Raw genomic sequence first — 26334 nt, 5'->3', positions numbered from 1 at the left:
ATTCCCTAAGAAAAGCCTGCTGTCTAAAGGCTGTAAACAGGTACGCGTAATACTCACAGCCCATCCGGCAAACGATGCCCGATCAGCCCGGCAGGCTATGCAGCATCTTTGATCCCGACCCTGGCATGAAGCGCCTTGACTTCTGCTTCGCTTAGGCGTTTGGCTGGTTCGCCAGTGACCCAAGTGCCTTCGTCTGTATAGGTGAGGGTAATACTGCCTCCATTCTGCAAGGTTGCCACATAGGCGTCGGATAAGTTGCTGGCAATCAGCGAGCCTGTTTCTTGAAGGTTGCCGAACCAGAGTTGGTATTGGTCTTTTGGTGTCAGGGTCGCGGTGCCGATGTTCATGCCGCTCTGGCGGTTTACCCAGATATTCTTGCCGTTGGAATCCAGCAGTATTTCGTGTGGATTACCTTGCAATTGGTTGGTAATAAGCACATCCGACGGCTTGCCGCCGTTTTTTGCCGGTGAAAACACGCCGTTTGCATCCAGTACTGTTGTTTGACCGGTGCTGATGGGCAAGTTTTTTCCACCGGAAGTGAAAGTGACATCTCCTTGTTGAACTGGATCGTTGGTAAAGTTGACCATGAACGAGGGTGTCGCGATGTCGAACGTATTTCGGTATTGATAGCTAGGATTATTAACGGTAGCTTGGGCACCTTTTGATTGCCAGATAACCGTAAAGTCATTGTTTACCTTTTTGGCTAGGTAAAGACTGTAGTGATTGTTCTTTTGTGCAATCAACTGTTCTTCTTCGATGAATAAAATTATTTGTTGGCTACTCATTTTTGAACTCCATTTCGAATAAGTTGAAGCATCGAGTTTGGTTGTAACTGGGTAGTGGAGTTTTGTCTCCCTTGCCCAGCCCTAGACAAACATAGCATGCCGTTTTTTGATCTATAGATTGATTAGCTATTGTTGGGTCGCAGCTATCGCGATTGGTTTTTCCAGAAATATAATGGTTTGGCGAATGCTGATTTATCACGTATTTGCCTACGTTTTTTTTTATGGGCTTAAAAAGGTCTTTGTTCTGACGCAAAAAATAAAACGTTCTTTGTCTGTTTATAGCTATTGGGAGTGGAGGGTATTGCTGAAGATCGGCACTTGATCACCTGTTTTGCCCTGCAGCCGATGGGTGGCAGGTGGGATTGCAGGCTTCGCGCAGGATGGCCTGAGGGTGCAAAGACCGCAGGAGAGCTATGCTGGTTTGACCGCATTGCATCGACGCCGAGCGCCAGTCAAGAGAGAGCCCGTCATGTCCCAGTTGCCGTCCTTGAGCCAGTTACGCGACCCCAATACCTTCCTGCGCCGCCACTTGGGCCCCGATGCCGCTGAGCAGCAGGCGATGCTCGACAGCCTTGGTCTTGGCAGCCGGGTCGAACTGATCGAGCAGACGGTGCCGCCGGGAATCCGACTCAACCGGCCGCTGGACTTGCCGCCGGCCCTCGACGAAGACGCCGCGCTGGCCAAGCTGCGGGGCTACGCCGAGCAGAACCAGGTCTGGACCAGCCTCATCGGCATGGGGTATCACGGCACCCTCACACCGGCCGTCATTTTACGCAACGTGCTGGAAAATCCCGGTTGGTACACCGCCTATACGCCCTATCAACCAGAGATCGCCCAAGGCCGTCTCGAAGCGTTGCTAAATTTCCAGCAACTGACCATCGACCTGACCGGCCTGGAACTGGCCAACGCCTCGCTGCTGGATGAAGCCACGGCGGCAGCCGAGGCCATGGCACTGGCCAAACGCGTGGCCAAATCCAGAAGTAACCTGTTTTTCGTCGATGAGAATTGCCACTCGCAGACCATTTCCGTGGTGCGGACCCGGGCCGAAGGGTTCGGTTTCGAGCTGATCGTGGACGCTGTGGATAACTTGAAACAGCACCAGGTGTTCGGCGCGCTGCTGCAATATCCCGACACCCATGGTGAAGTGCGCGATCTGCGTCCATTGATCGATCATCTGCATGCCCAGCAAGCTTTGGCCTGCGTCGCGACCGATCTGCTAAGTCTGCTGTTGCTGACCCCGCCGGGGGAACTGGGCGCCGACGTGGTGTTCGGTTCGTCCCAGCGGTTCGGCGTGCCCATGGGTTACGGCGGCCCGCACGCGGCGTTTTTTGCCAGTCGCGACGAATACAAACGGGCGATTCCCGGGCGGATCATTGGCGTATCGAAAGATGCTCGCGGCAACGTCGCCTTGCGCATGGCCCTGCAAACCCGCGAGCAACATATCCGCCGGGAGAAAGCCAACTCCAACATCTGCACCGCGCAGGTGCTGCTGGCCAATATCGCCAGTTTCTACGCGGTCTACCATGGCCCGGAAGGGCTCAAACGGGTTGCCCAGCGCGTCCATCGGCTGACCTGCATCCTCGCTGCCGGCCTGGAGCGTCACGGCATTACCCGTCTCAACCAACATTTCTTCGACACCCTGACCCTGGAGGTCGGGGGCACTCAGACCGCAATCATCGAAAGTGCCCAAGCGGCGCAGATCAATTTGCGCATTCTTGGCCGTGGGCAGCTGGGCCTGAGCCTCGACGAAACCTGTGACGAAACCACCGTGGCGAAGCTGTTCGATGTGTTTCTCGGTGCCGATCATGGGCTCAACATCGATGAACTGGATGCTGATGCTCTGGAGTCCGGCATTCCTGCCGGGTTGCAGCGCAGTACACCGTATCTGCGTCATCCAGTGTTCAACGCTCATCACAGCGAAACCGAAATGCTGCGTTATCTCAAGCAGCTGGAAAACAAGGACCTGGCGCTCAATCAATCGATGATTCCGCTGGGCTCCTGCACCATGAAGCTCAACGCCACCAGCGAGATGATCCCCATCACCTGGCCGCAATTCGCCAACCTGCATCCGTTTGTGCCGAGAGAGCAGGTGGTGGGTTATTCCTTGATGATCGAGGAACTGGAGCGCTGGCTCTGCGCGATCACTGGTTTCGATGCGATCTGCATGCAACCCAACTCGGGCGCTCAGGGCGAGTACGCCGGGTTGCTGGCGATTCGCAAATATCACGAGAGCCGCCATCAGGGCGCGCGCGATATCTGCCTGATTCCGTCCTCGGCCCACGGCACCAACCCGGCCTCGGCGCAAATGGCCGGGATGCGGGTGGTGATCGTCGAGTGCGACGAGGGGGGTAATGTCGATCTGAATGATCTGAAGGAAAAGGCCAGGGAGGCGGGGGATAAACTCGCCTGCCTGATGGCGACTTATCCTTCGACCCACGGGGTCTACGAGGAAGGCATCAGCGAGATCTGTGAAGTTATCCACAGCCATGGCGGTCAGGTGTACATGGATGGCGCCAACCTTAATGCGCAGGTTGGATTGGCACGGCCGGCCGACATCGGTGCCGACGTGTCGCACATGAACCTGCACAAAACCTTCTGCATTCCCCACGGCGGTGGCGGACCAGGGATGGGCCCGATCGGCGTTCGGGCGCACCTGGCGCCATTCGTTGCCAATCACCCAGTGGTGCCACTCGAAGGTCCACTGCCGGAGAACGGCGCGGTGAGCGCGGCACCTTGGGGCAGCGCGAGCATTCTGCCCATCAGCTGGATGTACATCGCCATGATGGGGCCGCAACTGGCGGACGCGAGCGAGGTGGCGATTCTCGCCGCGAATTACCTGGCGCAGCATTTGGCCGGTGCGTTTCCAGTGCTCTACACCGGGCGCAACGAGCGAGTGGCCCACGAATGCATCCTCGACTTGCGACCGCTCAAGGCGCAGACCGGGATCAGTGAAGAGGACGTCGCCAAGCGGTTGATGGACTACGGTTTCCATGCGCCGACCATGTCCTTTCCGGTGCCAGGGACGTTGATGGTCGAACCGACCGAGAGTGAGTCGAAGGCAGAGCTGGACCGTTTTATCGGCGCGATGCTGAGCATTCGCGCGGAAATTACCGAGGTGCAGAACGGGAACTGGCCGGCGGAGGACAACCCGCTGAAACGCTCCCCGCATACCTTGGCCGACATCACCGGGGTTTGGGAGCGCCCGTACAGCATCGAGCAGGCGGTGACGCCGGATGCTCACACCAAGGCCCACAAGTATTGGCCGGTGGTGAACCGTGTGGACAATGTCTACGGTGACCGCAATCTGTTTTGCGCGTGTGTGCCGGTGGACGAATACCGCTGAAGTACCAAGTGTAGGAGCGAGGCTTGCCCGCGAAGGCGTCCTCAAGAACGCCAAAAGCTTCGCGGGCAAGCCTCGCTCCTACAGGGTTTTGCGTCGGGCAAAAAAAATGCCGCTCATGAGAGCGACATTTTTTGTTCAGCAACGAACCTTATTGCGAGGCGACGGCATTCTTCGCCAGGATTGCATTCGCCAGTTCCATGTCCGTGGCTTGCAGGCCAGGGTTGTCGGCGCGGACTTTCTGCATCGCAGCTTCCAGATAGGGGCCACGAATTCCGCCATCACTGGCAACAAAGCTGCCGGCGTCGTCCTGGGCGGCGACGATCAGCTTGTGATCCTTGAAAGTGAGATAGGTCGAACCGGTGGTTGCACCGGACGTAAGGACGTTACGCCAAAAGCTGTCAGCCATCGCCGAACCGACTGGAAGGGACAACACGGCGAAGGTAGCGACAGCAAGTTTGAGACGCATAAAAGGTGACTCCACTGGGTTTTAACTACGGCCTTTGATTGCCAATTACCCAATCGAGTTCCGTGACGTCTGTAGGAGGGGGCGCAGGCTGCGATCTTTTGATCTTGTTTTTAAAAGCGAAAATCAAAAGATCGCAGCCTGCGGCAGCTCCTACGGGGAATGCAGGCTTCGCAGCTGCTAACACAAGGAGTGTGTAGCGGTTGCAATGGCCTATTTCTGCTCACTCTGCGGCGTCACGCGCAACACCTCTTCGATCGTGGTCAAACCCGCCGCCACTTTCTGCGCCCCCGAGAGCCGCAAACTGCGCATGCCTTCCTTGAAGGCCTGACGGCGGACCGCCAGCAAATCGGTATCAGGGTTGATCAGCGCTTTAACGCCGTCAGTCAGTTGCATGATTTCGTACACCCCGGCGCGGCCGCGATAGCCGGTTTCGCGGCATTCCAGGCAACCGATGGCGCGTTGTGCGTTGCCTGGCAGTGGCGCTTGCCAAGGCCGGGTCAGGGTTTGCCAGTCGTCCTCGCCCAAGGTCAGTGGCGCCTTGCAATGCGGGCAGAGAGTCCGGACCAGACGCTGGGCCATGACTCCAAGTACGGTGGCCTTTATCAGGTAATGCGGCACGCCGAGCTCCAGCAGGCGGCTGATGGCGCTCGGGGCATCGTTGGTGTGTAACGTCGACAGCACCAAGTGGCCGGTGAGTGCCGCCTGAATCGCCATTTCGGCGGTTTCGAGGTCGCGGATCTCGCCGATCATGATGATGTCCGGGTCTTGCCGCATCAGTGCGCGCACGCCGGCGGCAAAGGTCAGGTCGATGTTGTGCTGAACCTGCATCTGATTGAACGCCGGCTCTACCATTTCGATCGGGTCTTCAATGGTGCAGAGGTTGACCTCCGGCGTCGCCAGTTTCTTCAGGGTGGTGTACAGCGTGGTGGTCTTGCCTGAACCGGTCGGCCCGGTCACCAGAATGATGCCATTGGGCTGGCGGGTCATGTCTTGCCAGCGACGCAGGTCATCGGCGCAAAAGCCCAGCTGATCGAAGTCCTTGAGCAGCACTTCCGGGTCGAAGATCCGCATGACCATTTTTTCGCCGAACGCCGTCGGTAATGTCGACAGCCGCAACTCGACTTCACCGCCATCCGGGGTTTTGGTTTTGACCCTGCCATCCTGGGGTTTACGCTTTTCCGCTACGTTCATCCGCCCCAGGCTTTTCAGGCGACTGACGATAGCCATGGTCACCTGCGGCGGGAATTGATAGACGTTGTGCAGCACGCCGTCGATGCGAAAACGCACCGTGCCTTGCTCGCGTCGGGGTTCGATGTGGATATCGCTGGCCCGTTGCTGGAACGCGTACTGAAACAGCCAATCGACGATGTTGACGATGTGTGCGTCGTTGGCGTCCGGTTCCTGGTCACTGGCGCCGAGGTTGAGCAGCTGTTCGAAGTTGCCCAGGGTGCTCATTTGCTGATCGGCGTTGGTGGCGCCGGTGACCGACTTGGCCAGGCGGAAAAATTCCACGCTGAAGCGCTGGATGTCCACCGGGTTGGCCACCACGCGTTTGATCGGCAGCTTCAACACATGGGTCAGGTCAGCTTCCCAGCTGCTGACGAAGGGCTGGGCGCTGGCCACGGTGACGGCGTCACGGTCGATGGACACCGCCAGAATCTTGTGGCGTTGGGCGAAGGCATAAGACATCAACGGCGTAATGGCCGCGACGTTGATTTTCAGTGGATCGATGCGCAAGTAAGGCTGACCGGCCTGCTGAGACAGCCAGAGCGTCAGGCTTTCCAGATCGAGGTGTTTGCCGGGACGGCTGAGGTCGTCCAGGTGTTGGCTGGCGATGAATTCCAGCGGGTGCTGCTGACCATTGGTGGCGAGACGGCGGCGGGCGTTGAGTGCGTGTTCGGCCGAATCCTGGCTGATAAAGCCTTGGGCGACCAGTTCACGCAGCAAATCATTGAGGTCCAGCCAGCGGTCCTGAGTGGCGAGTTGAACGGACATGCGGGCTCCTTATGAACAACCGTTCGCAAAGGATAGCCGCGCACCCGCAGACCGTTGGGCCACTACCGGACCAAGACGTGTCGGGTTTTTTCAGGGTTTTTTTTACCAGCGGCCTGAACCGGCTCTCCCCACGCACAATCAGCCGCTTGCAGGTTCACCGAGCAGACGCTGATCAGGTTACGTAATTTTTCCGCGATCACTTGAGCACGGTGCCAGCTCAGGCCGTCCATGACGATGTCGATCGACAGCAGATCGTCCATGCGCTGCACGTTGACCTGCTGCGGCGTCAGAAACTGCAAGGCGAACAGATTGAGCGCGCGGCACAGCAGATCCGGCTCGGCCTCGGCCAGTAATTGATAGTGAACGCGGCAGTGGGCGTTGCTGACGTTCCAGACATCGGCGCGGGCAGGCGGGGTGTTCACGGCTTCTAAGTGCGGCATGGTCGGTCTCCAAAATAACTGGAGGAATTTTTACATTAGGTGCGGGGCATTTCTTATCTATGATGGGGCTTATTGACCATTTATCGAATCGATCAATTCGATTTAGTACCCACTACAGGTTTTTCTATGCACAGCGAGCTGGATAGCTACGACCGCAAGATTCTCGCGTTGCTGCAAGAGGACGCTTCGCTCTCCAGCGCGCAGATCGCCGAACAGGTGGGGCTCTCGCAGTCGCCATGTTGGCGGCGGATTCAGCGGATGAAGGAAGAGGGGATCATTCGCGCTCAGGTGACGTTGCTTGATCGGAAGAAAATCGGCCTTAACACGCAGATATTCGCCGAAATCAAACTCAACGCCCACGGACGTTCGAACTTCACTGAGTTTACCGAGGCGATTCGCGGTTTTCCCGAAGTACTGGAATGTTATGTGCTGATGGGGTCGGTGGATTTCTTGCTGCGGATCGTCACGGCGGACATCGAGGCTTATGAGCGCTTCTTCTTCGAGAAGCTGTCGATGGTGCCGGGGATTCAGGAGGTCAACTCGATCGTGGCGTTGTCGGAAATCAAATCCACGACGAGTTTGCCGGTGTTGCGGGGGTAGAGATCTTCAGTGTTTTTGCGGGCCTCTTCGCGGGCAAGCCTCGCTCCTACAAGAGATCATGCTGCCCTTGTAGGAGCGAGGCTCGCTCGCGAAGGCGGTATTACAGACGCAGCAAAGTCTTCCAGGCACGATTCTGATACACCGCAATCGCCTGGTGCTTACGCGCATCCAGCGATTCATCGGTGATCGGCTCGTTGGCCAGTTGCGTCAGTTTGTTCAGCTCACCGTACAGGCGATCCATTTCCGGGATCTCCAGTACGCCGCGGGCATGGTGCAGCCAGGACTGGATGCGCTCGATACGCGGCAGCTGCTCGGCCAGGTCTTCCGGCTGTTGCTGGTAACGCTGCAATTGCAGCGAGTTGGCTTCTTCGCCCAGCATGCGCGGCAGCCAGCTGCCCAGTTGCGCAGCGCCCTGGCGATTGCCGCGGGTGTTGCGATCGGCGGCCCAGGTGCGGGCCAGCAACCAGCGCGAAGTGTTCAGGGAGAACAGGCCCCAGCGCACGTCTTGCAGTTCTTCGAGGAACTGCTCTGGCGCGGCTTTGCGCACGTCTTCGTCGTCCAGGCCGGCTTGTACCAGCGGGCGCCAGTCTTCCAGCAGGGCATCCAGCGCGACCCGCAGATCGTGAGTCGACTGACGCGGTGCCGCCTGACCGAGGCTGCTGATCAGCGCGCGCATTTCAGCGAGGTTCTCGACCCAGTCCTGCAGCAGGCGCCAGTGGCCATTGAAGCGATATTGCTCGGCCAGACGCTGGCTGCTGCTCAGCAAATGCCAGCTCAGGGCGGCGAACGCATCGTCCAGCGGCATTTCGGCGGTGATCTGCGGCGCCGGCAAGCTCAGCGAGTAGCTGTTGGCGTCGAACAAGCGATAACCGCGCTCGGCCTTGCTGATATCACATGGCATCAGCGCCAGGGTCGCAGCCAGTTCAGCGGCCAGTTCCAGCAGCGCGGCGGGTTCGCCTTCGCGCAGTTCCAGTTCCAGCTCGCAGATTTCTTCTTTCTGCTTGCCAACCACTACGTGGCCCAAGTCCAGCGCGGCTTCGATGACCACTTTGGTCTTGCCGCGGCCCCAGGCGATTTCCGCGCGTTCGCGCACGAAATCGGTGGTGAAGATGGCTTTTAAGGTTTTCTTGTCCAACTCGGCCAACTGCTCGGGCCAGCATTCGCCGTCGAGCTTCTTCACATCGAGTTTGGCTTTGGGCAGGGGCCAGTCGTATTCGTGACGCTCGGACAGACCGGCCACGCTCTGGCCACGGGTCTTGAGGGTCTGAATCACTTCTTCGCCATCGCGGCGCAGGCGCAGGGCAACCTTGGCGCGGGCCAGGTCGCGCTCAGGCGTGTCGAAGTACTGGTTCATCAACTCACGGCGTTCCCAGCCACTTTTGTTGCGCTTTTTCAGTAGCGGGTGCTCGCGCAGGGCGGCGAGGGTTTCGCGGCTGACGCGGAGTTTGATTTCGGTTTCTTTCTGCATGGCCGGAAAATCCAGGATCGGGAGCGCAGCCGGGGGGAATGTGTGGCTGCCAAGGTCGTGCAGTGTACAGGACTCACCCGAGATAGGGTCTGTTGACGCTTGGTGGCGAGCCGCGACGGCGGCCCACTTGGCGCAGGGCTGCGTTGCTCGGAACTTATTTGGGACAACCAAACCACGTTCCTCGCGCCTTGCCCTGCACCAAGTGGGCCGCCGTCGCGGCTCGCCACCAAGCGTCAACAGACCCTACCCGCGTCGCGGCGGTTTATTCCTGTCGCCGGATGGTTCTATGATGGACTTCAATTCGGGAGTTGGGAGTCAGCGATGCCTTTGCCGTCCATGAAAGATCAGTTCGCTGCGCTGATCGCCGCGCCGTCTGTCAGCTGTACCCAACCCAGCCTGGATCAAACCAATCGGCCGGTCATCGACTTGCTGGCGACATGGCTCGGGGAACTGGGTTTTGCCTGCGATATCCAGCAGGTCAGCCCCGGCAAATTCAATCTGCTGGCCAGTTTTGGTTCCGGCCCCGGTGGCCTGGTGCTGGCCGGTCACAGCGATACGGTGCCGTTCGACGAGGCGTTGTGGCAGACCGACCCGCTGAAACTGACGGAAGTGGACGGTCGCTGGGTCGGCTTGGGCAGTTGCGACATGAAGGGCTTTTTCGCCCTGGCCATCGAAGCCGTCAAACCCTTGCTCGACCAACCGTTCAAGCAACCCTTGCTGATCCTCGCCACCTGCGATGAAGAAAGCTCGATGTCTGGCGCTCGCGCTCTGGCCGAAGCCGGGCGGCCATTAGGTCGCGCGGCGGTGATCGGCGAGCCGACCGGGCTGAAGCCGGTGCGGATGCACAAAGGCATCATGATGGAACGCATCGACATCCTCGGCCAGAGCGGCCATTCCTCGGACCCGCGCCTGGGTCACAGCGCCCTCGAAGCCATGCATGACGCCATGGGCGAACTGCGCGGCCTGCGCCTGGCGTGGCAGCGTGAGTTCCGTAACCCGCAGTTCAGTGTGCCGCAGCCGACCTTGAACTTCGGCTGCATCCATGGGGGCGACAATCCCAACCGAATCTGCGGCCAGTGCTCGCTGGAGTTCGACTTGCGTCCGTTGCCGGGCATGGACCCCAAAGCCCTGCGCGCGGCGATTTTGCAGAAGCTCAACCCGATTGCCGAACGGCATAAGGTGAAGATCGAGTACGCGCCGCTGTTCCCCGAAGTGCCGCCGTTCGAGCAGGCCGAGGACTCGGAATTGGTCAGGGTCGCGGAAAAGCTCACCGGCCATCGCGCCGAAGCAGTGGCGTTCGGCACGGAAGCGCCTTATCTTCAGCGTCTTGGTTGTGAAACGTTGGTATTGGGACCGGGCGACATCGCCTGCGCGCACCAACCGGGGGAATACCTCGAAATGTCACGTTTGCAGCCTACCGTGCATCTATTACGACAATTGATTGAACATTACTGCCTGACGCCGGTCGGTTGAGCGAAATCAATGTGGGAGCGAGCCTGCTCGCGATCGCGGTGTAACAGTCACTGAGATGTCGACTGATGTACCGCCATCGCGAGCAGGCTCGCTCCCACAGGTTCTGTGTTTTGGCTGACTTACGGTATAAATTGCCGATGCCCCAACCCGTATTCATGAGGAGAGCGCGCGTGTCGCCAAGCCTGTTCCGACGATAACCATCAGCCCGCTGTGCGTTTACTGCTTACCCTTTTTTCGGCTGCTATTTATTACAGGCCCAGGTTCATGCCCGAATACGTCAATTGGCTTCGTCACGCTTCGCCTTACATCAACGCCCACCGCGATTGCACCTTCGTCGTCATGCTGCCCGGCGACGGCGTGGAGCACCCGAATTTCGGCAATATCGTCCACGACCTGGTGCTGCTGCACAGCCTGGGTGTGCGACTGGTGCTGGTTCACGGTTCGCGTCCGCAAATTGAAACGCGCCTCGTTGCTCGTGGCCTGACCCCGCATTACCACCATGGCATGCGCATCACCGATGCGGCGACGCTTGAGTGCGTGATCGACGCGGTCGGGCAACTGCGCATCGCCATCGAAGCGCGGCTTTCCATGGACATGGCTTCGTCGCCCATGCAGGGTTCGCGCCTGCGGGTGGCCAGCGGCAATCTGGTCACAGCGCGGCCAATCGGCGTGCTCGAAGGTGTCGACTACCACCACACCGGCGAAGTGCGCCGTGTCGATCGCAAGGGCATCAATCGCCTGCTGGACGAACGCTCCATCGTGCTGCTGTCGCCATTGGGTTACTCGCCGACCGGTGAGATATTCAACCTCGCGTGTGAAGATGTCGCTACCCGCGCGGCTATCGATCTGGGGGCGGACAAGCTGCTGCTGTTCGGCGCCGATCTGGGCTTGATTGACGAAAATGGCCGGCTGGTCCGCGAATTGCGCCCGCAACAAGTACCGGCGCATTTGCAGCGTCTGGGCAGCAACTATCAGGCTGAGCTGCTGGACGCAGCGGCTGAAGCTTGCCGCGGCGGGGTGGCGCGCAGTCATATCGTCAGCTACGCCGAAGATGGCGCGTTGCTGACTGAACTGTTCACCCGTGACGGTGGCGGTACGCTGGTGGCCCAGGAGCAATTCGAAGTTGTGCGTGAGGCGGCCATCGAGGACGTCGGCGGTTTGCTCGACTTGATCAGCCCGCTGGAAGAGCAGGGCATTCTGGTACGGCGTTCCCGCGAGGTGCTGGAGCGTGAGATCGAGCAGTTCAGCGTGGTCGAACGCGAAGGCATGATCATCGCCTGCGCGGCGCTGTATCAGATCGCCGATTCGGATGCGGGGGAGTTGGCGTGTCTGGCGGTGAACCCGGAGTACCGCCATGGCGGTCGCGGCGATGAACTGCTGGAACGCATCGAAACCCGCGCCCGGGCACAGGGGCTGAAAACCTTGTTCGTGCTGACTACCCGAACTGCCCATTGGTTTCGTGAGCGGGGTTTCGTGCCGAGCAGCGTCGAACGCCTGCCCTCGGCGCGGGCGTCACTTTACAACTACCAGCGTAATTCGAAGATCTTCGAAAAAACCCTCTGACCTCCGGGCTACCCGAACCCTGTAGGAGCGAGGCTTGCCCGCGAAGGCGGCCTGACATTTTCAACACTTGTGTCGGCAGATATGGCCTCTTCGCGGGCAAGCCTCGCTCCTACAGGGGGAACGGGGTGTTACTCAGTGATGTATTTCGCGCTGACATACGGCGAATAATCCGGCAGCACCGTCTCGACCTTCCCTTGCTCCTTCAAAAACTTCGCCGTTTCGCCAATCGCCTTGGCTGTGCCGCCATCGAGCAACGCGGTGGTGCGCTGCGCCTTGGCATCCGGGAATGCGGAGCCGGCCAGCAGTTCCGGCACATCGGCGGCATTGGCACCGGTCAATTTGGCGATTTTCTGCACGGGTATCGAATCGGCGGTCCAGCTGTCTTTATGGGCGGCATAGTCGGCGAATGAGTCCAGGGTGACCTTGGCAAATCGGGCCACGACTTCAGGATGTTTTTCGGCGTAATCCTTGCGAGCGACCCACACCTCGAAGGTCGGCGCGCCCCATTGGCCCACCTGCGCGGCGTCGGTCAAGGTCTTGCCGGTCTTGCGGATTTCCCCCAGCGCCGGCGACCAGACAAACGCGCCATCGATGTCGCCACGCTTCCAGGCTGCGGCGATTTCCGCCGGTTGCAGGTTCACCACTTTGACTTTCGAGGCGTCCAGGCCCCAATGCTTCAGCGCGCCGAGCAGGCTGTAGTGGGAGGTTGAAACAAAAGGCGTGGCGATGGTTTTGCCGATCAGATCTTCCGGTTTATCGATGCCTCTGCCGTTGCGCACCACAAGTGCTTCGGCAGCGTTGATCTGAGCCGAAACAATGAACGCGACAATCGGCAGATTGCGCGAAGCGGCTGCCGCCAGCGGGCTTGAGCCGAGGTTGCCAATCTGCACATCGCCGGACGCAATGGCGGTGACCACTTCCGGGCCACTGTTGAAACGACGCCACTCGATTTTCTGGCCAATGGTTTTCTCGTAAACGCCATCGGCCTGAGGGACTTTGCTGGGGTCGATACCGGTTTGATAACCGACCGTGAGAGTCGCCGCCTGGGCTGAAAAAGAAAACATCAGCGACACACAAACTGTAACAAATTGACTAGATAGTGCGCGTTTGGCCATCATGGGCGTCGCCTTTTCGAAAGTGATTGACGTATGGGGAATACGCCAACGCTAATCGATCTAAAAAAAGGCCAATAAATACCATTTAGGAATTAGCTTGTTAGCCGATACCTTTTGTCCCGGTTCGGGTCATTGCTCGAGAGCTATATTCCTAAATGGCATGAAAAAGAATGAAATAATTCTTTTTGGGTTTATGAGGAAGTCATTACCCTGCAGGGACCAAATCACTGCGGTTAGACCTTGGTCGTAGACACACATGGTTACGATTGACTTGTCAGTCACGGTCTGGCGCTAATCGCGCATCTGTGGATCTGGGGCGTTAGACCCGAGACCAAAGAACACAAAAATTAGAACGAGAGGAGCGAAACAATGAAGAAGTCCACCTTGGCCCTGGCTGTGGCCGTAGGGGTTTTGGCGCAGCAGGCAGGCGCCGCCGGTTTCATTGAAGACAGCAAGGCTACATTGGGGCTGCGTAACTTCTACATCAACACGGATAACCGTGACGGCACTGCCAACCCAAGTCGAAACGAAGAGTGGGGCCAAGGCTTCGATCTGCGCTTCACTTCCGGTTATACCCAAGGCACTGTCGGCTTCGGTATCGACGCCATCGGCCTGCTGGGTGTACGTCTGGATTCTGGCGGCGGCACTAATGGCAACGTTAACGCCAATGGCACCCCTGGTAACGCTTATGGCGGCACTGTTTTCCCAAGCGAATCCAATGGCGAAGCGGTTGATAACTTCTCCAGCCTGGGCCTGACTGCCAAAGCCAAGATCTCCCAGACCGAACTGAAACTGGGCACCTTGCAGCCAAAAAACCCGGTTATCGTGACCAACGACGGTCGCCTGCTGCCGCAAACCTGGCAGGGTGGTCAGATCACTTCCGGCGAGATCAAGGACCTGACTCTGGTCGGCGGTCAGATCGAAGCCGTGAAAGGGCGTAACTCCAGCAACAACGAACAACTGAGCATCGGCGGTGCCAACGCTCGTACCGCCAGCGGCCGCGACAGCAACAAGTTCATCTATGCCGGTGGTGACTACAAAATCACCAAAGACCTGACTGCCCAGTACTACTACGGCAATCTGGAAGACTTCTACAAGCAACACTTCCTGGGGCTGGTGCACAACTGGTCTATCGGCCCGGGCGTGTTGAAGTCGGACTTGCGCTACTTCAACAGCTCTGATGACGGCGCTAACGGGAACGACCCGCTGTATTACAGCTCCGGCAACTACAGCAGCACCTCCAATGGCAGAGGCAAGGTCGACAACAACCTGTACAGCGGCCTGTTCCTGTATACCGTTGCCGGTCACACCTTCGGCGGCGGTTATCAGGTCAGCAACGGCAGCAGCGACTTCCCTTGGCTGAACCAGGGTGACGGCTCGTCGGCGTACCTGACTACCGACAGTCAGATCGCCAAGTTCGCCCGTGCCGGCGAACGTACCTGGCAAGCCCGCTACTCGTATGACTTCGCCAAAGTCGGCGTGCCTGGCTTGACCGCTGGTATGGTTTACCTGCGTGGCGACAATATCGACACCAACAGAACTTCTTCCGCGCCAGCAGGCAATAACAGCTCCGAGTGGGAGCGCGATCTGACCGTAGGTTACGTCGTGCCAGAAGGCCCGCTGAAAAATGTTGGCGTCATGTGGAAAAATGCTACATGGCGTACCAACATCCCGGGTGTTCGCTCCCAGGACGAAAACCGCCTGATCGTCAGCTACTCGATCCCGCTGTTGTAACAGCACTCGCGTAACCGACGTAAAAAAAGCCCCGCCCGGCATCACGCCGGGCGGGGCTTTTGCGTTTTCAAGGTGGGCTCACTCCCGTAAACACTCCTTGAAATTCCCCTCTTTTGCAGCAACTCAAGGCCTTCTCGAACCTTGTGATCGATGTTCGTCCCGATGGCTATTCAGGTCCAGTGAACAGATTTTTAATATTTCTTTTGGATCTAAATAAATCAATATTTATTCTTTTTAATTAATATCGAACACAGGCACAGTTGGGCTCAACAAGCACTCACAAGGAGCAGCACCATGAGCCTCAGACTTGGCGATATCGCCCCCGATTTCGAACAGGATTCCAGCGCCGGCACTATCCGTTTCCATGAATGGCTGAGCGATAGCTGGGGCGTGTTGTTTTCCCATCCGGCGGACTTCACGCCGGTGTGCACCACCGAGCTGGGCTTCACCGCCAGGCTCAAGGATGAATTCGCCCAACGTGGCGTCAAAGCCATTGCTCTGTCGGTCGACCCGGTGGACTCGCACCACCAGTGGATCGAGGACATCAACGAAACCCAGAACGCCATCGTCAACTTCCCGATCCTCGCCGACGCGGACCGCAAAGTGTCCGACCTGTATGACCTGATCCACCCGAATGCCAACGACACCCTGACCGTACGTTCGCTGTTCGTGATTGATCCGAACAAGAAGATTCGGCTGACGATTACCTACCCGGCGAGTACCGGTCGTAACTTCAATGAAATTTTGCGGGTGATCGATTCGCTGCAGCTCACCGACAACTACAAAGTGGCCACCCCAGCCAACTGGCAGAACGGTGATGAAGTGGTGATCGTGCCGTCGCTCAAGGATGAGGATGAGATCAGGCAACGCTTTCCCAAAGGCTATCGGGCGGTGAAACCCTATCTGCGCCTGACGCCGCAACCGAATCGTTGATTTTCTGTAGGAGCGAGGCTTGCCCGCGAAGCTAACGCCTCGGTCTTTCTAGCGTTAGGGATGACGCCTTCGCGGGCAAGCCTCGCTCCTACAGGTCTACCAAAGCAGGGGATTTCAGGCCGTTTCGACGGCCTGTTTTTTTGGTGCGCCAGGCATGGCGCGTTGCGCGCAAGCGCAACCAGCTGGGCTGTGGTGGCCACGCTGGTGACTTGGAGGTGAAAGTCCTCTACACACCCGGCAAGGGGAAGTGTTAGCCAGAGGCAAGGGTGTCGCGGGTGACTGCGAATCTGAAGGAAGCCCGAGGCAAAATGCTGGCCTGACGAACAGGAAGCGGATAGAGGCGGCGCAGCGGGGTAAGAAGGCCAAAATCTTCAAAGCCCAGTACTTGCACGGAACGCTGTGACGTAGATCCGACAGGCATAAGCAGGAAGGTCGCGCGAATTACCCTGGGAGATCTGCACGTTTGCCACTGTGCTACCGCGCGTCGAGAGGCGACGGGATGAGCGTGCAGAAGTCAGCCGAGGCCGTAGTAAGTGGCAAATAACCCTGCCACCAAGGGCCGAACAGGTTATGCCGCCAGTAGGCGTCAGAGTCTCGTTGAATACCGAAATGCAGAAATTTCTCCCAGAGAAGACTGTTACTCCGAGTCCCGGACAGAATCCGAGGATGACGGCTGATAGCGCAAAGGTATCGACGGCGTCTGTGACGTGGACGAACGCGGAGCCGGACACGCTGATGGCGCGGGTGCTTGCACCCGCCAACCTCAGACGTGCGTATCATCGCGTAGTCAGCAACAAGGGCGCGCCGGGTGCCGATGGCATGACGGTCGACCAGTTGGCGGACTATGTGAAACAGTATTGGCCGACCCTCCAGAAGAGGTTGCTGGCCGGCGAGTACCACCCGCAAGGTGTACGCGCCGTCGACATCCCCAAACCCAAAGGCGGCACCCGGCAGCTGGGTATTCCCAGCGTTGTGGATCGCCTGATCCAACAGGCATTGCTGCAACAGCTCACGCCGATCTTCGACCCGCTATTCTCGGACTATAGCTACGGCTTCCGACCGGGCAGAAGCGCCCACCAAGCCATCGAGAAAGCCCGCGCCCATGTGGCGGCAGGGCATCGCTGGTGCGTGGAACTCGATCTTGAGAAGTTCTTTGATCGGGTTAATCACGACATCCTGATGGCTTATCTGGCGCGCCAAATCGAAGACAAGCGGGTGCTCAAGCTGATCCATCGTTACCTCGAAGCGGGAACGATGTCAGGCGGTATCGCCAGCCGACGGCAGGAAGGGACGCCGCAAGGCGGCCCGCTCTCGCCGTTGCTGTCGAACATCCTGCTCAACGAACTCGACCGCGAGCTGGAACGACGGGGGCATCGTTTTGTGCGTTATGCCGACGATGCGAACATCTATGTGCGCAGCCCTCGTGCTGGCGAACGAGTGATGAGGAGTGTTGAGCGCTTCCTGAATCAGCGCCTGAAACTGACGCTGAGCCGGGACAAGAGCCGAGTTGCGAGGTCTTGGAAGTGTGATTACTTGGGTTACGGGATGAGCTGGCATCAGCAACCGAAGCTGAGAGTGGCGACGATGAGTCTAGGTCGCTTGCGCGACCGACTCAGAGAGCTGCTACGTAAAGCGCGGGGCCACAAGATGGCGAATATCATCGAGCGGATAAACCCCGTGCTGCGTGGTTGGGCGGGCTACTTCAAACTGAGCCAAAGCAAACGGCCACTTGAGGAACTGGACGGCTGGGTGCGTCGCAAGCTTCGCTGTGTCGTCTGGCGTCAATGGAAGCGGCCCTCTACGAGGGCGCGCAACTTGATACGCTTGGGACTTAATGAGGCGCGGGCGTGTAAATCGGCAGTCAATGGCCGAGGCCCATGGTGGAACTCGGGAGCGCCTCATATGAATCAGGCGCTGCCGAAGAAGCTGTGGGACCGACTCGGGCTGATCTCGATACTGGATACGATAGATCGGCTTAGCCGTGTAACCTGAACCGCCGTATACGGAACCGTATGTACGGTGGTGTGAGAGGACGGCGGATGTAAATCCGCCTCCTACTCGATCCTGAAAAAAGACAATCCACATATTCATTTAAAGAATAACCAAATGAATAAATATGATTTATGGATATATAAATCACCTGTTAAGGTCATTCCATCAAAGCGAGATCGCAAGCCGCGAATCGCCAACATCGCTCAAGGAATTGTCTGAATGCTGGTCGTCTCACTCGGTGGCAGTCCCAGCCTACGCTCCCGTTCCGGGATTTTGCTGGAGCGCTCGCGACGCTGGTTGCAAGAGCAAGGTGTGGAAGTGGTGAGTTATCAGGTACGGGACTTCCCGGCCGAAGATTTGCTGCATGCCCGCTTCGACAGCCCGAAAGTGATCGACCTGCTGCAACAGATTGAAAACGCCGATGGCTTGCTGATCGCCACGCCGGTCTACAAAGCATCGTTCTCCGGTGCGCTGAAAACTTTACTCGATCTGCTGCCCGAACGTGCCCTGAGCCACAAGGTGGTTTTGCCGATGGCTACCGGCGGCAGCATCGCCCATATGCTGGCGGTGGATTACGCACTCAAACCGGTGCTGTCGGCGTTGAAAGCCCAGGAAATGCTGCAGGGGATTTTCGCCGTGGACAGCCAGATCGCTTACGGCGAAGGCAGCGCCCAGGCGCAGTTGGCGCCGGAGCTTGCGCAACGATTGTTTGAAGCGCTGGAGCAGTTTTTCAGCGCCATGGCTCGTCGGCCCAAGCCGCTCGATCCGAACCTGTTGAATGAGCGTTTGTTGAGTGCTCGCTGGAGCATTTAAGCCAGCACTCAAGCCGCACCCGAATTTGATGTACTCCACCTTACTGGTCCGCTAACGGGCAAGCAGGTGCAGCCAAAACCCAACTGCAAAAAGGAGAGCGCTATGCGCACTGTCATTTTGCGTCGTGGTCTGGTCGCTCTGTTTGCTGCGGCTTTAACCTTCGGCGCCATTACTCAAGCTCAGGCACTTTCTACCCATGAAGGCGTCCTCCGGATCGGTTATCAAAAGTACGGCACTTTGGTGCTGCTTAAAGCCAAAGGCACCCTCGAAAAACGCCTCTCCGCCCAAGGCGTGGACGTGCAATGGACTGAATTTCCCGGTGGCCCGCAACTGCTCGAAGGCCTGAACGTCGGCTCCATCGACTTTGGCGTCACCGGTGAAACGCCGCCCGTGTTCGCCCAAGCAGCAGGCGCCGATCTGCTCTACGTCGCCTATGAACCACCAGCACCACACAGCGAAGCGATTTTGGTGCCGAAGGACTCGCCGATCAAATCGGTGCAGGACCTCAAGGGCAAGAAAGTCGTGCTCAACAAAGGCTCCAACGTGCACTATCTGCTGGTGCGTGCGCTTGAAGACGCCGGCCTCAAATACACCGACATCCAGACCGTGTTCCTGCCGCCAGCCGATGCCCGCGCGGCGTTCGAACGTGGCAGTGTCGATGCCTGGGTGATCTGGGACCCGTACCAGGCCGCCGCCGAACAGCAACTGCAAGCACGCACTTTGCGCGATGGCCAAGGCATCGTCGACAACCACCAGTTCTACCTGGCGACCAAACCTTACGCGCAGAAAAATCCTGAGGTGATCAAGGCTCTGGTGGAAGAAGTACGCGCGGTCGGCGAATGGTCCAAGGCCAATCCGGAGGACGTGACCAAGCAAGTTTCGCCACTGCTCGGCTTGCCAACGGACATCACCCTCACCTTGGTGAAACGCCAGGGCTACGGCGCGCTGTTCCTGACGCCGGAAGTAGTCGCTGCCCAGCAAAAAATCGCCGACAGCTTCTACCAGCTCAAGCTGATTCCCAAACCCTTGAGCATCAAAGACGTGATCTGGACACCACCCGCCGCCGTGGCCAAAGCGCCGTAATTAGATTCCTAAGGAGACCACTCCATGAGCCTCAATATTTTCTGGTTCCTGCCTACCCACGGCGATGGCCATTACCTTGGCACCGCCGAAGGCGCTCGCGCCGTCGATCACGGTTATCTGCAACAAGTCGCGCAAGCGGCGGATCGTCTGGGCTTCGGCGGGGTGCTGATTCCCACCGGTCGCTCCTGCGAAGACTCGTGGCTGGTGGCTGCATCGCTGATCCCGGTGACCCAGCGTTTGAAATTCCTTGTCGCCCTGCGCCCCGGGATCATTTCCCCCACGGTGGCGGCGCGTCAGGCCGCGACACTGGATCGCTTGTCTGGCGGTCGTGCGCTGTTCAACCTGGTCACCGGCGGCGATCCGGAAGAACTGGCCGGCGACGGTTTGTTCCTCAGTCACGAAGAGCGCTATCAGGCCTCGGTGGAATTCACCCGAATCTGGCGCCGGGTGCTGGAAGGTGAAACCGTCGATTACGACGGTCAGCACATCAGCGTGAAGGGCGCCAAACTGCTCTATCCGCCGATCCAGCAACCGCGTCCGCCGCTGTATTTCGGCGGCTCGTCGGAAGCGGCGCAAGACCTCGCGGCAGAGCAGGTCGAAATGGTCCTGACCTGGGGCGAGCCACCGGCCGCCGTGGCAGAAAAAATCGAACAGGTTCGCGCCAAAGCCGCGAAACTCGGCCGCACCGTGCGCTTCGGTATTCGCCTGCATGTGATCGTTCGTGAAACCAATGCCGAGGCCTGGCAAGCGGCGGATCGACTGATCTCGCATCTGGACGACGAAACCATCGCCCGTGCCCAGGCGTCTCTGGCACGTTTCGATTCGGTCGGCCAGCAACGCATGGCCGCGTTGCATGGCGGTAGCCGCGACCATCTGGAAGTCAGCCCCAACCTCTGGGCCGGTGTCGGTCTGGTGCGCGGCGGTGCCGGAACGGCGCTGGTCGGCGACGGTCCGACCGTGGCCGCTCGGGTGAAGGAATACGCGGACCTGGGCATCGATACGTTCATCTTCTCCGGTTATCCCCACCTGGAAGAGTCCTACCGGGTGGCCGAGTTGTTGTTCCCGCACTTGGACATCGAGCGTCCGGAGCTGCCCAAAGGCGCCAACTATGTCAGCCCGTTCGGCGAGATGGTGGCCAACGACATTCTTCCCAAAGCCGCGTCCCAGAGCTGAGGCGCCGCCATGAAGAAAATCATCCACAACCTCGCGCCTTGGGCGTTGCCGGTCTTGTTGCTGGCGGTATGGCAGTTGTCGGTATCGGCGGGCTGGTTGTCGACGCGAATTCTGCCGGCACCGATCGCGGTGATCGAGGCCGGTGTGAGCCTGGTCAGCAGCGGTGAAATCTGGACTCACCTGGCCATCAGCGGCTGGCGGGCGACACTCGGTTTCGCCATTGGCGGCGGCATCGGTCTGACCTTGGGCTTCATCACGGGCTTGTCGAAATGGGGCGAGCGCCTGCTCGATAGTTCGGTGCAGATGATCCGCAACGTGCCGCACCTGGCGCTGATTCCGCTGGTGATCCTGTGGTTCGGCATTGATGAGTCGGCGAAGATTTTTCTGGTGGCGTTGGGCACGTTGTTCCCGATCTACCTCAACACGTATCACGGTATCCGCAACGTCGATCCGGCACTGGTGGAAATGTCCCGCAGTTATGGCCTGTCCGGTTTCAGCCTGTTTCGTCAGGTAATCCTGCCGGGTGCGTTGCCATCGATTCTGGTCGGTGTGCGTTTTGCCCTGGGCTTTATGTGGCTGACCCTGATCGTCGCTGAAACCATCTCCGCCAGTTCAGGCATCGGCTATCTGGCGATGAATGCCCGGGAGTTCTTGCAGACTGACGTGGTGGTGCTGGCGATTCTTTTGTACGCGGTGCTCGGCAAGCTGGCCGACCTTGCGGCGCGTGGGCTTGAACGCGTGTGGCTGCGCTGGCATCCGGCTTATCAGGTTGCCAAGGGCGGTGCCGCATGACGGCTCAACAACCTCCACGCTTGTTGCGCGCAATTGCGCTGGTGGTGCGCAAGCTGCAAAAAAACTTCGGTTCGCGGCAGGTGCTACGCGAGATCGATCTACACATTCCGGCCGGGCAGTTTGTAGCGGTGGTCGGGCGTAGCGGCTGCGGTAAAAGTACTTTGCTGCGCTTGCTCGCCGGTCTCGACAAGCCCACCAGTGGTGAGCTGCTTGCAGGCGCAGCGCCACTCAGTGACGCCCGGGAAGACACCCGACTGATGTTCCAGGAAGCCCGTCTGCTGCCCTGGAAAAAGATCATCGACAACGTCGGTCTCGGGCTTAAAGGCAACTGGCGGCCGCAAGCATTGCAAGCGCTGGAAGCGGTCGGCCTGGCGGATCGCGCCAACGAATGGCCGGCAGCCTTGTCCGGCGGGCAGAAGCAGCGTGTGGCTCTGGCTCGCGCTTTGATCCATCAACCGCGCTTGCTGTTGCTCGACGAACCGCTGGGCGCATTGGATGCCCTGACCCGAATCGAAATGCAGCAACTGATCGAACGGCTCTGGCAACAGCATGGCTGCACCGTGTTGCTGGTGACCCACGACGTCAGCGAAGCGGTGGCGATTGCCGACCGGGTGATCCTGATTGAAGAGGGCGAGGTCGGCCTCGATCTGACGGTGGAACTGCCGCGCCCTCGGGTCCGTGGCTCCCATCGGCTGGCTGCGCTGGAAACCGAAGTGCTCAACCGCGTGCTGTCCTTGCCTGGCCAACCGCCGGAACCGGAACCTGTTTCACCACTGCCTACGCAATTGCGTTGGGCTCAATAACTTGAAGATTCATCCAACGACAGGAATCGACATCATGACAATCAAAGCCATCAACGTTCGTAACCAGTTCAAAGGCTCCATCAAGGAAATCGTGCTGGGCGACGTGCTGTCGGAAATCGACGTGCAGACTGCCTCCGGCATCGTCACTTCGGTGATTACCACCCGTTCCGTGAAAGAGCTGGAACTGGTGGTCGGCAGTGAGGTGATCGCGTTTGTGAAATCAACCGAGGTGTCGATCGCCAAGTTGTAAGCGCGTGCGCAAACAACAACCCCGGAGGGTGTTAGCCCTTCGGGGTTTTTTGTGGGTGTTTTCCGGTAAATCAGCGGTGCGGCTATCGCGAGCAGGCTCGCTCCCACAGTTGATCTCCAGCGAACATGAAATGTGTGCCCGACACTAATTCAATGTGGGAGCGAGCCTGCTCGCGATGAGGCCGGGATGGTCAGCGAATAATCAAACGGTGCGCTTGGGCAGATAGGGTGGCAAATACAACCCAATATAAGCATCAAACACCCGCATCCCTTCCTCAGCCATTCGCGGTGTGATCTGCCCATGCTGTTGCACCGAGCGTGCATACACTCGATCGCCCAGCTCCATGGCCAGCGCAAACACATCGACATCACTCGGCAGCGTCGGCAATTCGAAGTGGTGGTCGAACAGCTTGTGCATCAGGTCGCCGAGTTCGATGTCGTGCTGGCGGTCGGCCTGGGTGACTTCGGTCAGGCCGTGCTGGGCGAGGATCAATTGGCGGGCGGCGGCGTCTTCGTCGTAGATGGCGAGCATGCGTTGTTCCACCAGTCGCGATAAATCGCGCCAGCCGTTGAGGGCATGGTGGTCGATGGGCGCTTGCAGGCAGGCGCGAAACGCGGCGTGGACATCGGCGGTCAGGGCTTCCAGCAGGGCCGGGACGCTGGCGAAAAAGTGGTAGACGGAGGAGGGCGGGATCTCCGCGCGTTCGGCGACGCTGTAGATCGACAGGCTGGCCACGCCCTCGGCGGCCAGCAGCGTGCGGGCGGCATCGAGTATCGAATCGATCCGGGCCTGACTGCGGGCGCGGGGTTTGCGTGGGGTGGCGAGTCGGGTCATTGAAGTCTCCTGCGGGGCAGCGGGCATTGTACGAGCAGGGGTGTGTGTTGTCTGCCAGGACGCCATCGCGAGCAGGCTCACTCCCACAGTTGATCTCCAGTGAGCATAAATTCTGTGTGCACAGAAAATCCCCCTGTGGGAGCGAGCCTGCTCGCGATGAATCCAACTCGGTCAACTTTATGAACCCATAAAAAAACGCCGCAAGCTGTGAGGCCGGCGGCGTTTTTTTACTGCAACCACTTACACGGTATGCAGGTACCAGTTGTACTCGAGGTCGGAGATGGAGTGTTCGAACTCCTCCAGCTCGCTCTCTTTACAGGCGACGAAGATATCGATGTATTTCGGATCGATGTACTTGGCCATGACTTCGCTGTCATCAAGCTCACGCAGTGCATCACGCAAGTTGTTTGGCAGGCTTTGCTCGTTCTGCTCGTAGGAGTTGCCCTCCACGGGCGCGCCCGGCTCGATCTTGTTGGTCAGGCCGTGGTGCACGCCCGCCAAAACCGAAGCCATCAACAGATACGGGTTGGCATCAGCGCCGGCGACACGATGCTCGATGCGCACGGCATCGGAGGAACCGGTCGGTACGCGGATGGCCACGGTACGGTTGTCCAGGCCCCAGCACGGCGAGTTCGGCACGTAGAACTGTGCGCCGAAACGACGGTAGGAGTTGACGTTCGGGCAGAGGAAAGCCATCTGCGCCGGCAGGGTCTCGAGCACACCGCCGATCGCGTGACGCAGTGCGGCGTTCTGCTCGGGATCCTCGCTGGCAAAAATGTTTTTGCCATCTTTATCAAGAATCGAGATGTGGACGTGCAGACCGTTACCCGCCTGGCCTGGGTAAGGCTTGGCCATGAAGGTGGTGTCCATCTCATGGTCGTAGGCGATGTTTTTGATCAGACGCTTGAGCAGTACCGCATAGTCGCAGGCCTTGATTGGGTCGGCCACGTGGTGCAGGTTCACTTCGAATTGTGCCGGGGCGCTTTCCTTGACGATCGCGTCGGCAGGGATGCCTTGCTCCTTTGCACCTTCCAGAATGTCCTGGAGGCAATCGACATATTCGTCGAGGTCGTCGATCAGGTAGACCTGTGTCGAGTGCGGGCGTTTGCCGGAAACCGGCGAGCGCGGCGGTTGCGGACGACCGTTCACGTTCTCCTGGTCGATCAGGTAGAACTCCAGTTCGAACGCGGCGCAGATCGTCAGGCCCATTTCGTCGAACTTGCGCACCACATTGGCCAGCACTTCACGCGGGTCGGCGAAGAATGGCTGACCTTCGAGTTCGTGCATGGTCATTAACAGTTGCGCAGTCGGGCGCTTCTGCCAGGGCTCATTGCACAGGGTGTCGGGGATTGGATAGCAGATTCGGTCAGCATCGCCGATGTCCAGGCCCAGACCGGTGCTTTCCACCGTCGAGCCATTGATATCCAGAGCAAATAGAGAGGCCGGCAGGTTGATGCCTTTCTCGTAAACCTTGTGGAGGCTGGTGCGTTCAATGCGCTTGCCGCGCACCACACCATTCATATCCGCAATCAGAAGGTCAACGTACAGAACCTCAGGATGTTCCTTAAGGAACGCGTTCGCTTCGTTAAGCTGAACGGCACGCGGGGGTACCGACATGATGCAACACCTTTGTTGTTAAAAATATCAATCATTGATCTCTTCGGATTCCAGTCAACCCGAACGGCATGCCGAAGTCAAGCGAGGCCTTTTTTGCCCTAAAAAAGCACTCATTGGGCTTTTTTGAGGCACTTAGGGGCGTTTTTATGCCTTCAGCCTTCTTGGCGCCCGCGAGCTTGAGCGGGCCGTGTTGTATTTTTTACGGGGGTGTTGTGTAAAAAAATGAACAAGGCTAAGCTCGATTTAAACCCATAACAGCAATAATACCGGGGTGCTTCATGTCTCGCCTGCCGTTAATCGGCGTCACCGCCTGCTCAAAGCAGATCGGTCTGCATGCTTATCACATCAGTGGCGACAAATACGTACGCGCCGTGGCTTCAGCTGCCAAGGGCCTGCCGTTGATTCTTCCATCCCTGGCGGATCTACTGACATCGTCCGATATTCTGGACGCTCTGGACGGCATTCTCTTTACAGGCTCCCCTTCTAATATAGAACCGTTTCACTATAACGGCCTGTCCAGTGCGCCGGGTACCGCTCATGATTCTGCACGCGATGCCACCACTCTCCCGCTGATCCGCGCCGCTGTCGAGGCCGGCGTTCCCGTGCTCGGCATTTGCCGCGGCTTCCAGGAAATGAATGTGGCGTTCGGCGGCAGTCTGCACCAGAAGGTGCACGAGGCCGGTCCATTCATGGATCATCGCGAAGACGACAGCCTGCCGCTGGAAGGGCAATACGCGCCAAGTCACCCGGTGCACGTCCAGCCGGGCGGTGTACTGGCCGGGCTGGGTCTGGCGAGCGAGATTCAAGTCAATTCGATTCATGGTCAGGGCGTTGACCGTCTGGCGCCGGGCCTTCGCGTAGAGGCTTTGGCTCCAGACGGTTTGATCGAAGCTGTCTCAGTCAATAGCGGCAAAGCTTTTGCTCTGGGAGTTCAATGGCATCCCGAATGGCAGGTAAGCTCTAACCCTGACTACCTTGCGATTTTCCAGGCATTTGGCGATGCCTGCCGCAAGCACGCACTACAACGCGACGCCGATGCGTCAAACAACGCCTGACTTATAA

22 protein-coding genes are annotated in these 26334 nt (G+C 58.7%); 14 read left to right on the top strand and 8 right to left on the bottom strand.

Going from position 1 to position 26334, the window contains the following annotated elements:
• Positions 1-95: 95 nt before the first annotated feature.
• Positions 96-785: a hypothetical protein gene (locus ACYZT2_RS27550; protein ID WP_461968977.1), complete on the bottom strand. Its 690-nt coding sequence runs from the start codon at positions 783-785 to the stop codon at positions 96-98.
• A 469-nt stretch (positions 786-1254) separates the two neighbouring features.
• On the opposite strand from ACYZT2_RS27550, the gene gcvP reads away from it, so the two are divergent.
• Entirely contained in the window at positions 1255-4128 is a 2874-nt protein-coding gene (gene gcvP, locus ACYZT2_RS27545; RefSeq protein WP_461968975.1) for an aminomethyl-transferring glycine dehydrogenase, read from the top strand.
• 148 nt (positions 4129-4276) lie between these two features.
• On the opposite strand, the gene ACYZT2_RS27540 is transcribed toward gcvP, so the two are convergent.
• The 3 genes from ACYZT2_RS27540 to ACYZT2_RS27530 form a co-directional block, all read right to left on the bottom strand.
• The gene (locus tag ACYZT2_RS27540; RefSeq protein WP_461968973.1) at positions 4277-4594 is read right to left on the bottom strand and encodes a DUF2388 domain-containing protein; all 318 of its coding nucleotides are present in this window, start codon (positions 4592-4594) and stop codon (positions 4277-4279) included.
• A gap of 210 nt (positions 4595-4804) precedes the next feature.
• Entirely contained in the window at positions 4805-6589 is a 1785-nt protein-coding gene (locus ACYZT2_RS27535) for a GspE/PulE family protein (protein ID WP_461968971.1), read from the bottom strand.
• 62 nt (positions 6590-6651) lie between these two features.
• Positions 6652-7029: a hypothetical protein gene (locus ACYZT2_RS27530; RefSeq protein ID WP_461968969.1), complete on the bottom strand. Its 378-nt coding sequence runs from the start codon at positions 7027-7029 to the stop codon at positions 6652-6654.
• 126 nt (positions 7030-7155) lie between these two features.
• Between ACYZT2_RS27530 and ACYZT2_RS27525 the strand changes: the two genes are divergently transcribed.
• A complete protein-coding gene (locus ACYZT2_RS27525) occupies positions 7156-7629 on the top strand; it encodes an Lrp/AsnC family transcriptional regulator (RefSeq protein WP_461968967.1) in 474 nt (157 codons plus the stop codon).
• A 100-nt stretch (positions 7630-7729) separates the two neighbouring features.
• Here the strand turns inward: ACYZT2_RS27525 and ACYZT2_RS27520 are convergent, their stop codons facing one another.
• Positions 7730-9097: a CYTH domain-containing protein gene (locus ACYZT2_RS27520; RefSeq protein ID WP_461968965.1), complete on the bottom strand. Its 1368-nt coding sequence runs from the start codon at positions 9095-9097 to the stop codon at positions 7730-7732.
• Between the two features lie 321 nt (positions 9098-9418).
• Between ACYZT2_RS27520 and argE the strand changes: the two genes are divergently transcribed.
• Positions 9419-10570: an acetylornithine deacetylase gene (gene argE, locus ACYZT2_RS27515; protein WP_461968963.1), complete on the top strand. Its 1152-nt coding sequence runs from the start codon at positions 9419-9421 to the stop codon at positions 10568-10570.
• A gap of 264 nt (positions 10571-10834) precedes the next feature.
• Complete coding sequence (argA, locus tag ACYZT2_RS27510) at positions 10835-12133, top strand: amino-acid N-acetyltransferase (protein WP_461968961.1); 1299 nt, start codon at positions 10835-10837, stop codon at positions 12131-12133.
• Between the two features lie 128 nt (positions 12134-12261).
• Here argA and tauA read toward each other — a convergent pair whose 3' ends face one another.
• Positions 12262-13248, bottom strand: coding sequence for a taurine ABC transporter substrate-binding protein (gene tauA, locus ACYZT2_RS27505; protein WP_461973288.1), 987 nt, complete (start codon positions 13246-13248; stop codon positions 12262-12264).
• 369 nt (positions 13249-13617) lie between these two features.
• Here tauA and ACYZT2_RS27500 point away from each other — a divergent pair, with 369 nt between their 5' ends.
• The 9 genes from ACYZT2_RS27500 to ACYZT2_RS27460 all read left to right on the top strand — a co-directional run bounded on the left by ACYZT2_RS27500 (position 13618) and on the right by ACYZT2_RS27460 (position 22821).
• On the top strand, positions 13618-14982 hold the full coding sequence (locus ACYZT2_RS27500) for an OprD family porin (RefSeq protein WP_461968959.1): 1365 nt from the start codon (positions 13618-13620) through the stop codon (positions 14980-14982).
• Between the two features lie 294 nt (positions 14983-15276).
• The gene (locus ACYZT2_RS27495) at positions 15277-15915 is read left to right on the top strand and encodes a peroxiredoxin (protein WP_461968957.1); all 639 of its coding nucleotides are present in this window, start codon (positions 15277-15279) and stop codon (positions 15913-15915) included.
• Between the two features lie 570 nt (positions 15916-16485).
• On the top strand, positions 16486-17907 hold the full coding sequence (gene ltrA / locus ACYZT2_RS27490; RefSeq protein ID WP_461968955.1) for a group II intron reverse transcriptase/maturase: 1422 nt from the start codon (positions 16486-16488) through the stop codon (positions 17905-17907).
• A gap of 219 nt (positions 17908-18126) precedes the next feature.
• A complete protein-coding gene (gene ssuE / locus ACYZT2_RS27485; protein ID WP_461968953.1) occupies positions 18127-18720 on the top strand; it encodes an NADPH-dependent FMN reductase in 594 nt (197 codons plus the stop codon).
• A 102-nt stretch (positions 18721-18822) separates the two neighbouring features.
• Positions 18823-19803 (top strand): sulfonate ABC transporter substrate-binding protein, encoded by a 981-nt coding sequence (locus ACYZT2_RS27480; RefSeq protein ID WP_461968951.1) that lies wholly within the window; start codon positions 18823-18825, stop codon positions 19801-19803.
• Positions 19804-19827: 24 nt separating this feature from the next.
• Positions 19828-20976 (top strand): FMNH2-dependent alkanesulfonate monooxygenase, encoded by a 1149-nt coding sequence (ssuD, locus tag ACYZT2_RS27475; RefSeq protein ID WP_007899470.1) that lies wholly within the window; start codon positions 19828-19830, stop codon positions 20974-20976.
• A 9-nt stretch (positions 20977-20985) separates the two neighbouring features.
• Positions 20986-21768, top strand: a complete 783-nt coding sequence (gene ssuC / locus ACYZT2_RS27470) for an aliphatic sulfonate ABC transporter permease SsuC (RefSeq protein WP_461968948.1) — start codon at positions 20986-20988, stop codon at positions 21766-21768.
• Complete coding sequence (ssuB, locus tag ACYZT2_RS27465; RefSeq protein ID WP_461968946.1) at positions 21765-22571, top strand: aliphatic sulfonates ABC transporter ATP-binding protein; 807 nt, start codon at positions 21765-21767, stop codon at positions 22569-22571. Before ssuC ends, ssuB begins: the two co-directional genes overlap by 4 nt.
• Positions 22572-22605: 34 nt before the next feature.
• On the top strand, positions 22606-22821 hold the full coding sequence (locus ACYZT2_RS27460) for a TOBE domain-containing protein (protein ID WP_003229256.1): 216 nt from the start codon (positions 22606-22608) through the stop codon (positions 22819-22821).
• Positions 22822-23022: 201 nt separating this feature from the next.
• On the opposite strand, the gene ACYZT2_RS27455 is transcribed toward ACYZT2_RS27460, so the two are convergent.
• Both ACYZT2_RS27455 and ACYZT2_RS27450 read right to left on the bottom strand, forming a co-directional pair.
• Entirely contained in the window at positions 23023-23655 is a 633-nt protein-coding gene (locus ACYZT2_RS27455) for a TetR/AcrR family transcriptional regulator (protein WP_461968944.1), read from the bottom strand.
• Positions 23656-23895: 240 nt separating this feature from the next.
• Complete coding sequence (locus ACYZT2_RS27450) at positions 23896-25272, bottom strand: glutamine synthetase family protein (protein WP_038980872.1); 1377 nt, start codon at positions 25270-25272, stop codon at positions 23896-23898.
• 278 nt (positions 25273-25550) lie between these two features.
• Here ACYZT2_RS27450 and ACYZT2_RS27445 point away from each other — a divergent pair, with 278 nt between their 5' ends.
• On the top strand, positions 25551-26327 hold the full coding sequence (locus ACYZT2_RS27445) for a gamma-glutamyl-gamma-aminobutyrate hydrolase family protein (protein WP_461968942.1): 777 nt from the start codon (positions 25551-25553) through the stop codon (positions 26325-26327).
• Positions 26328-26334: the final 7 nt, after the last annotated feature.

Source organism: Pseudomonas sp. MDT1-85 (genome assembly GCF_054898065.1).
The sequence above is the reverse complement of the archived record's forward strand: the minus strand, read 5'-3'. Positions and strand labels throughout refer to the sequence as shown.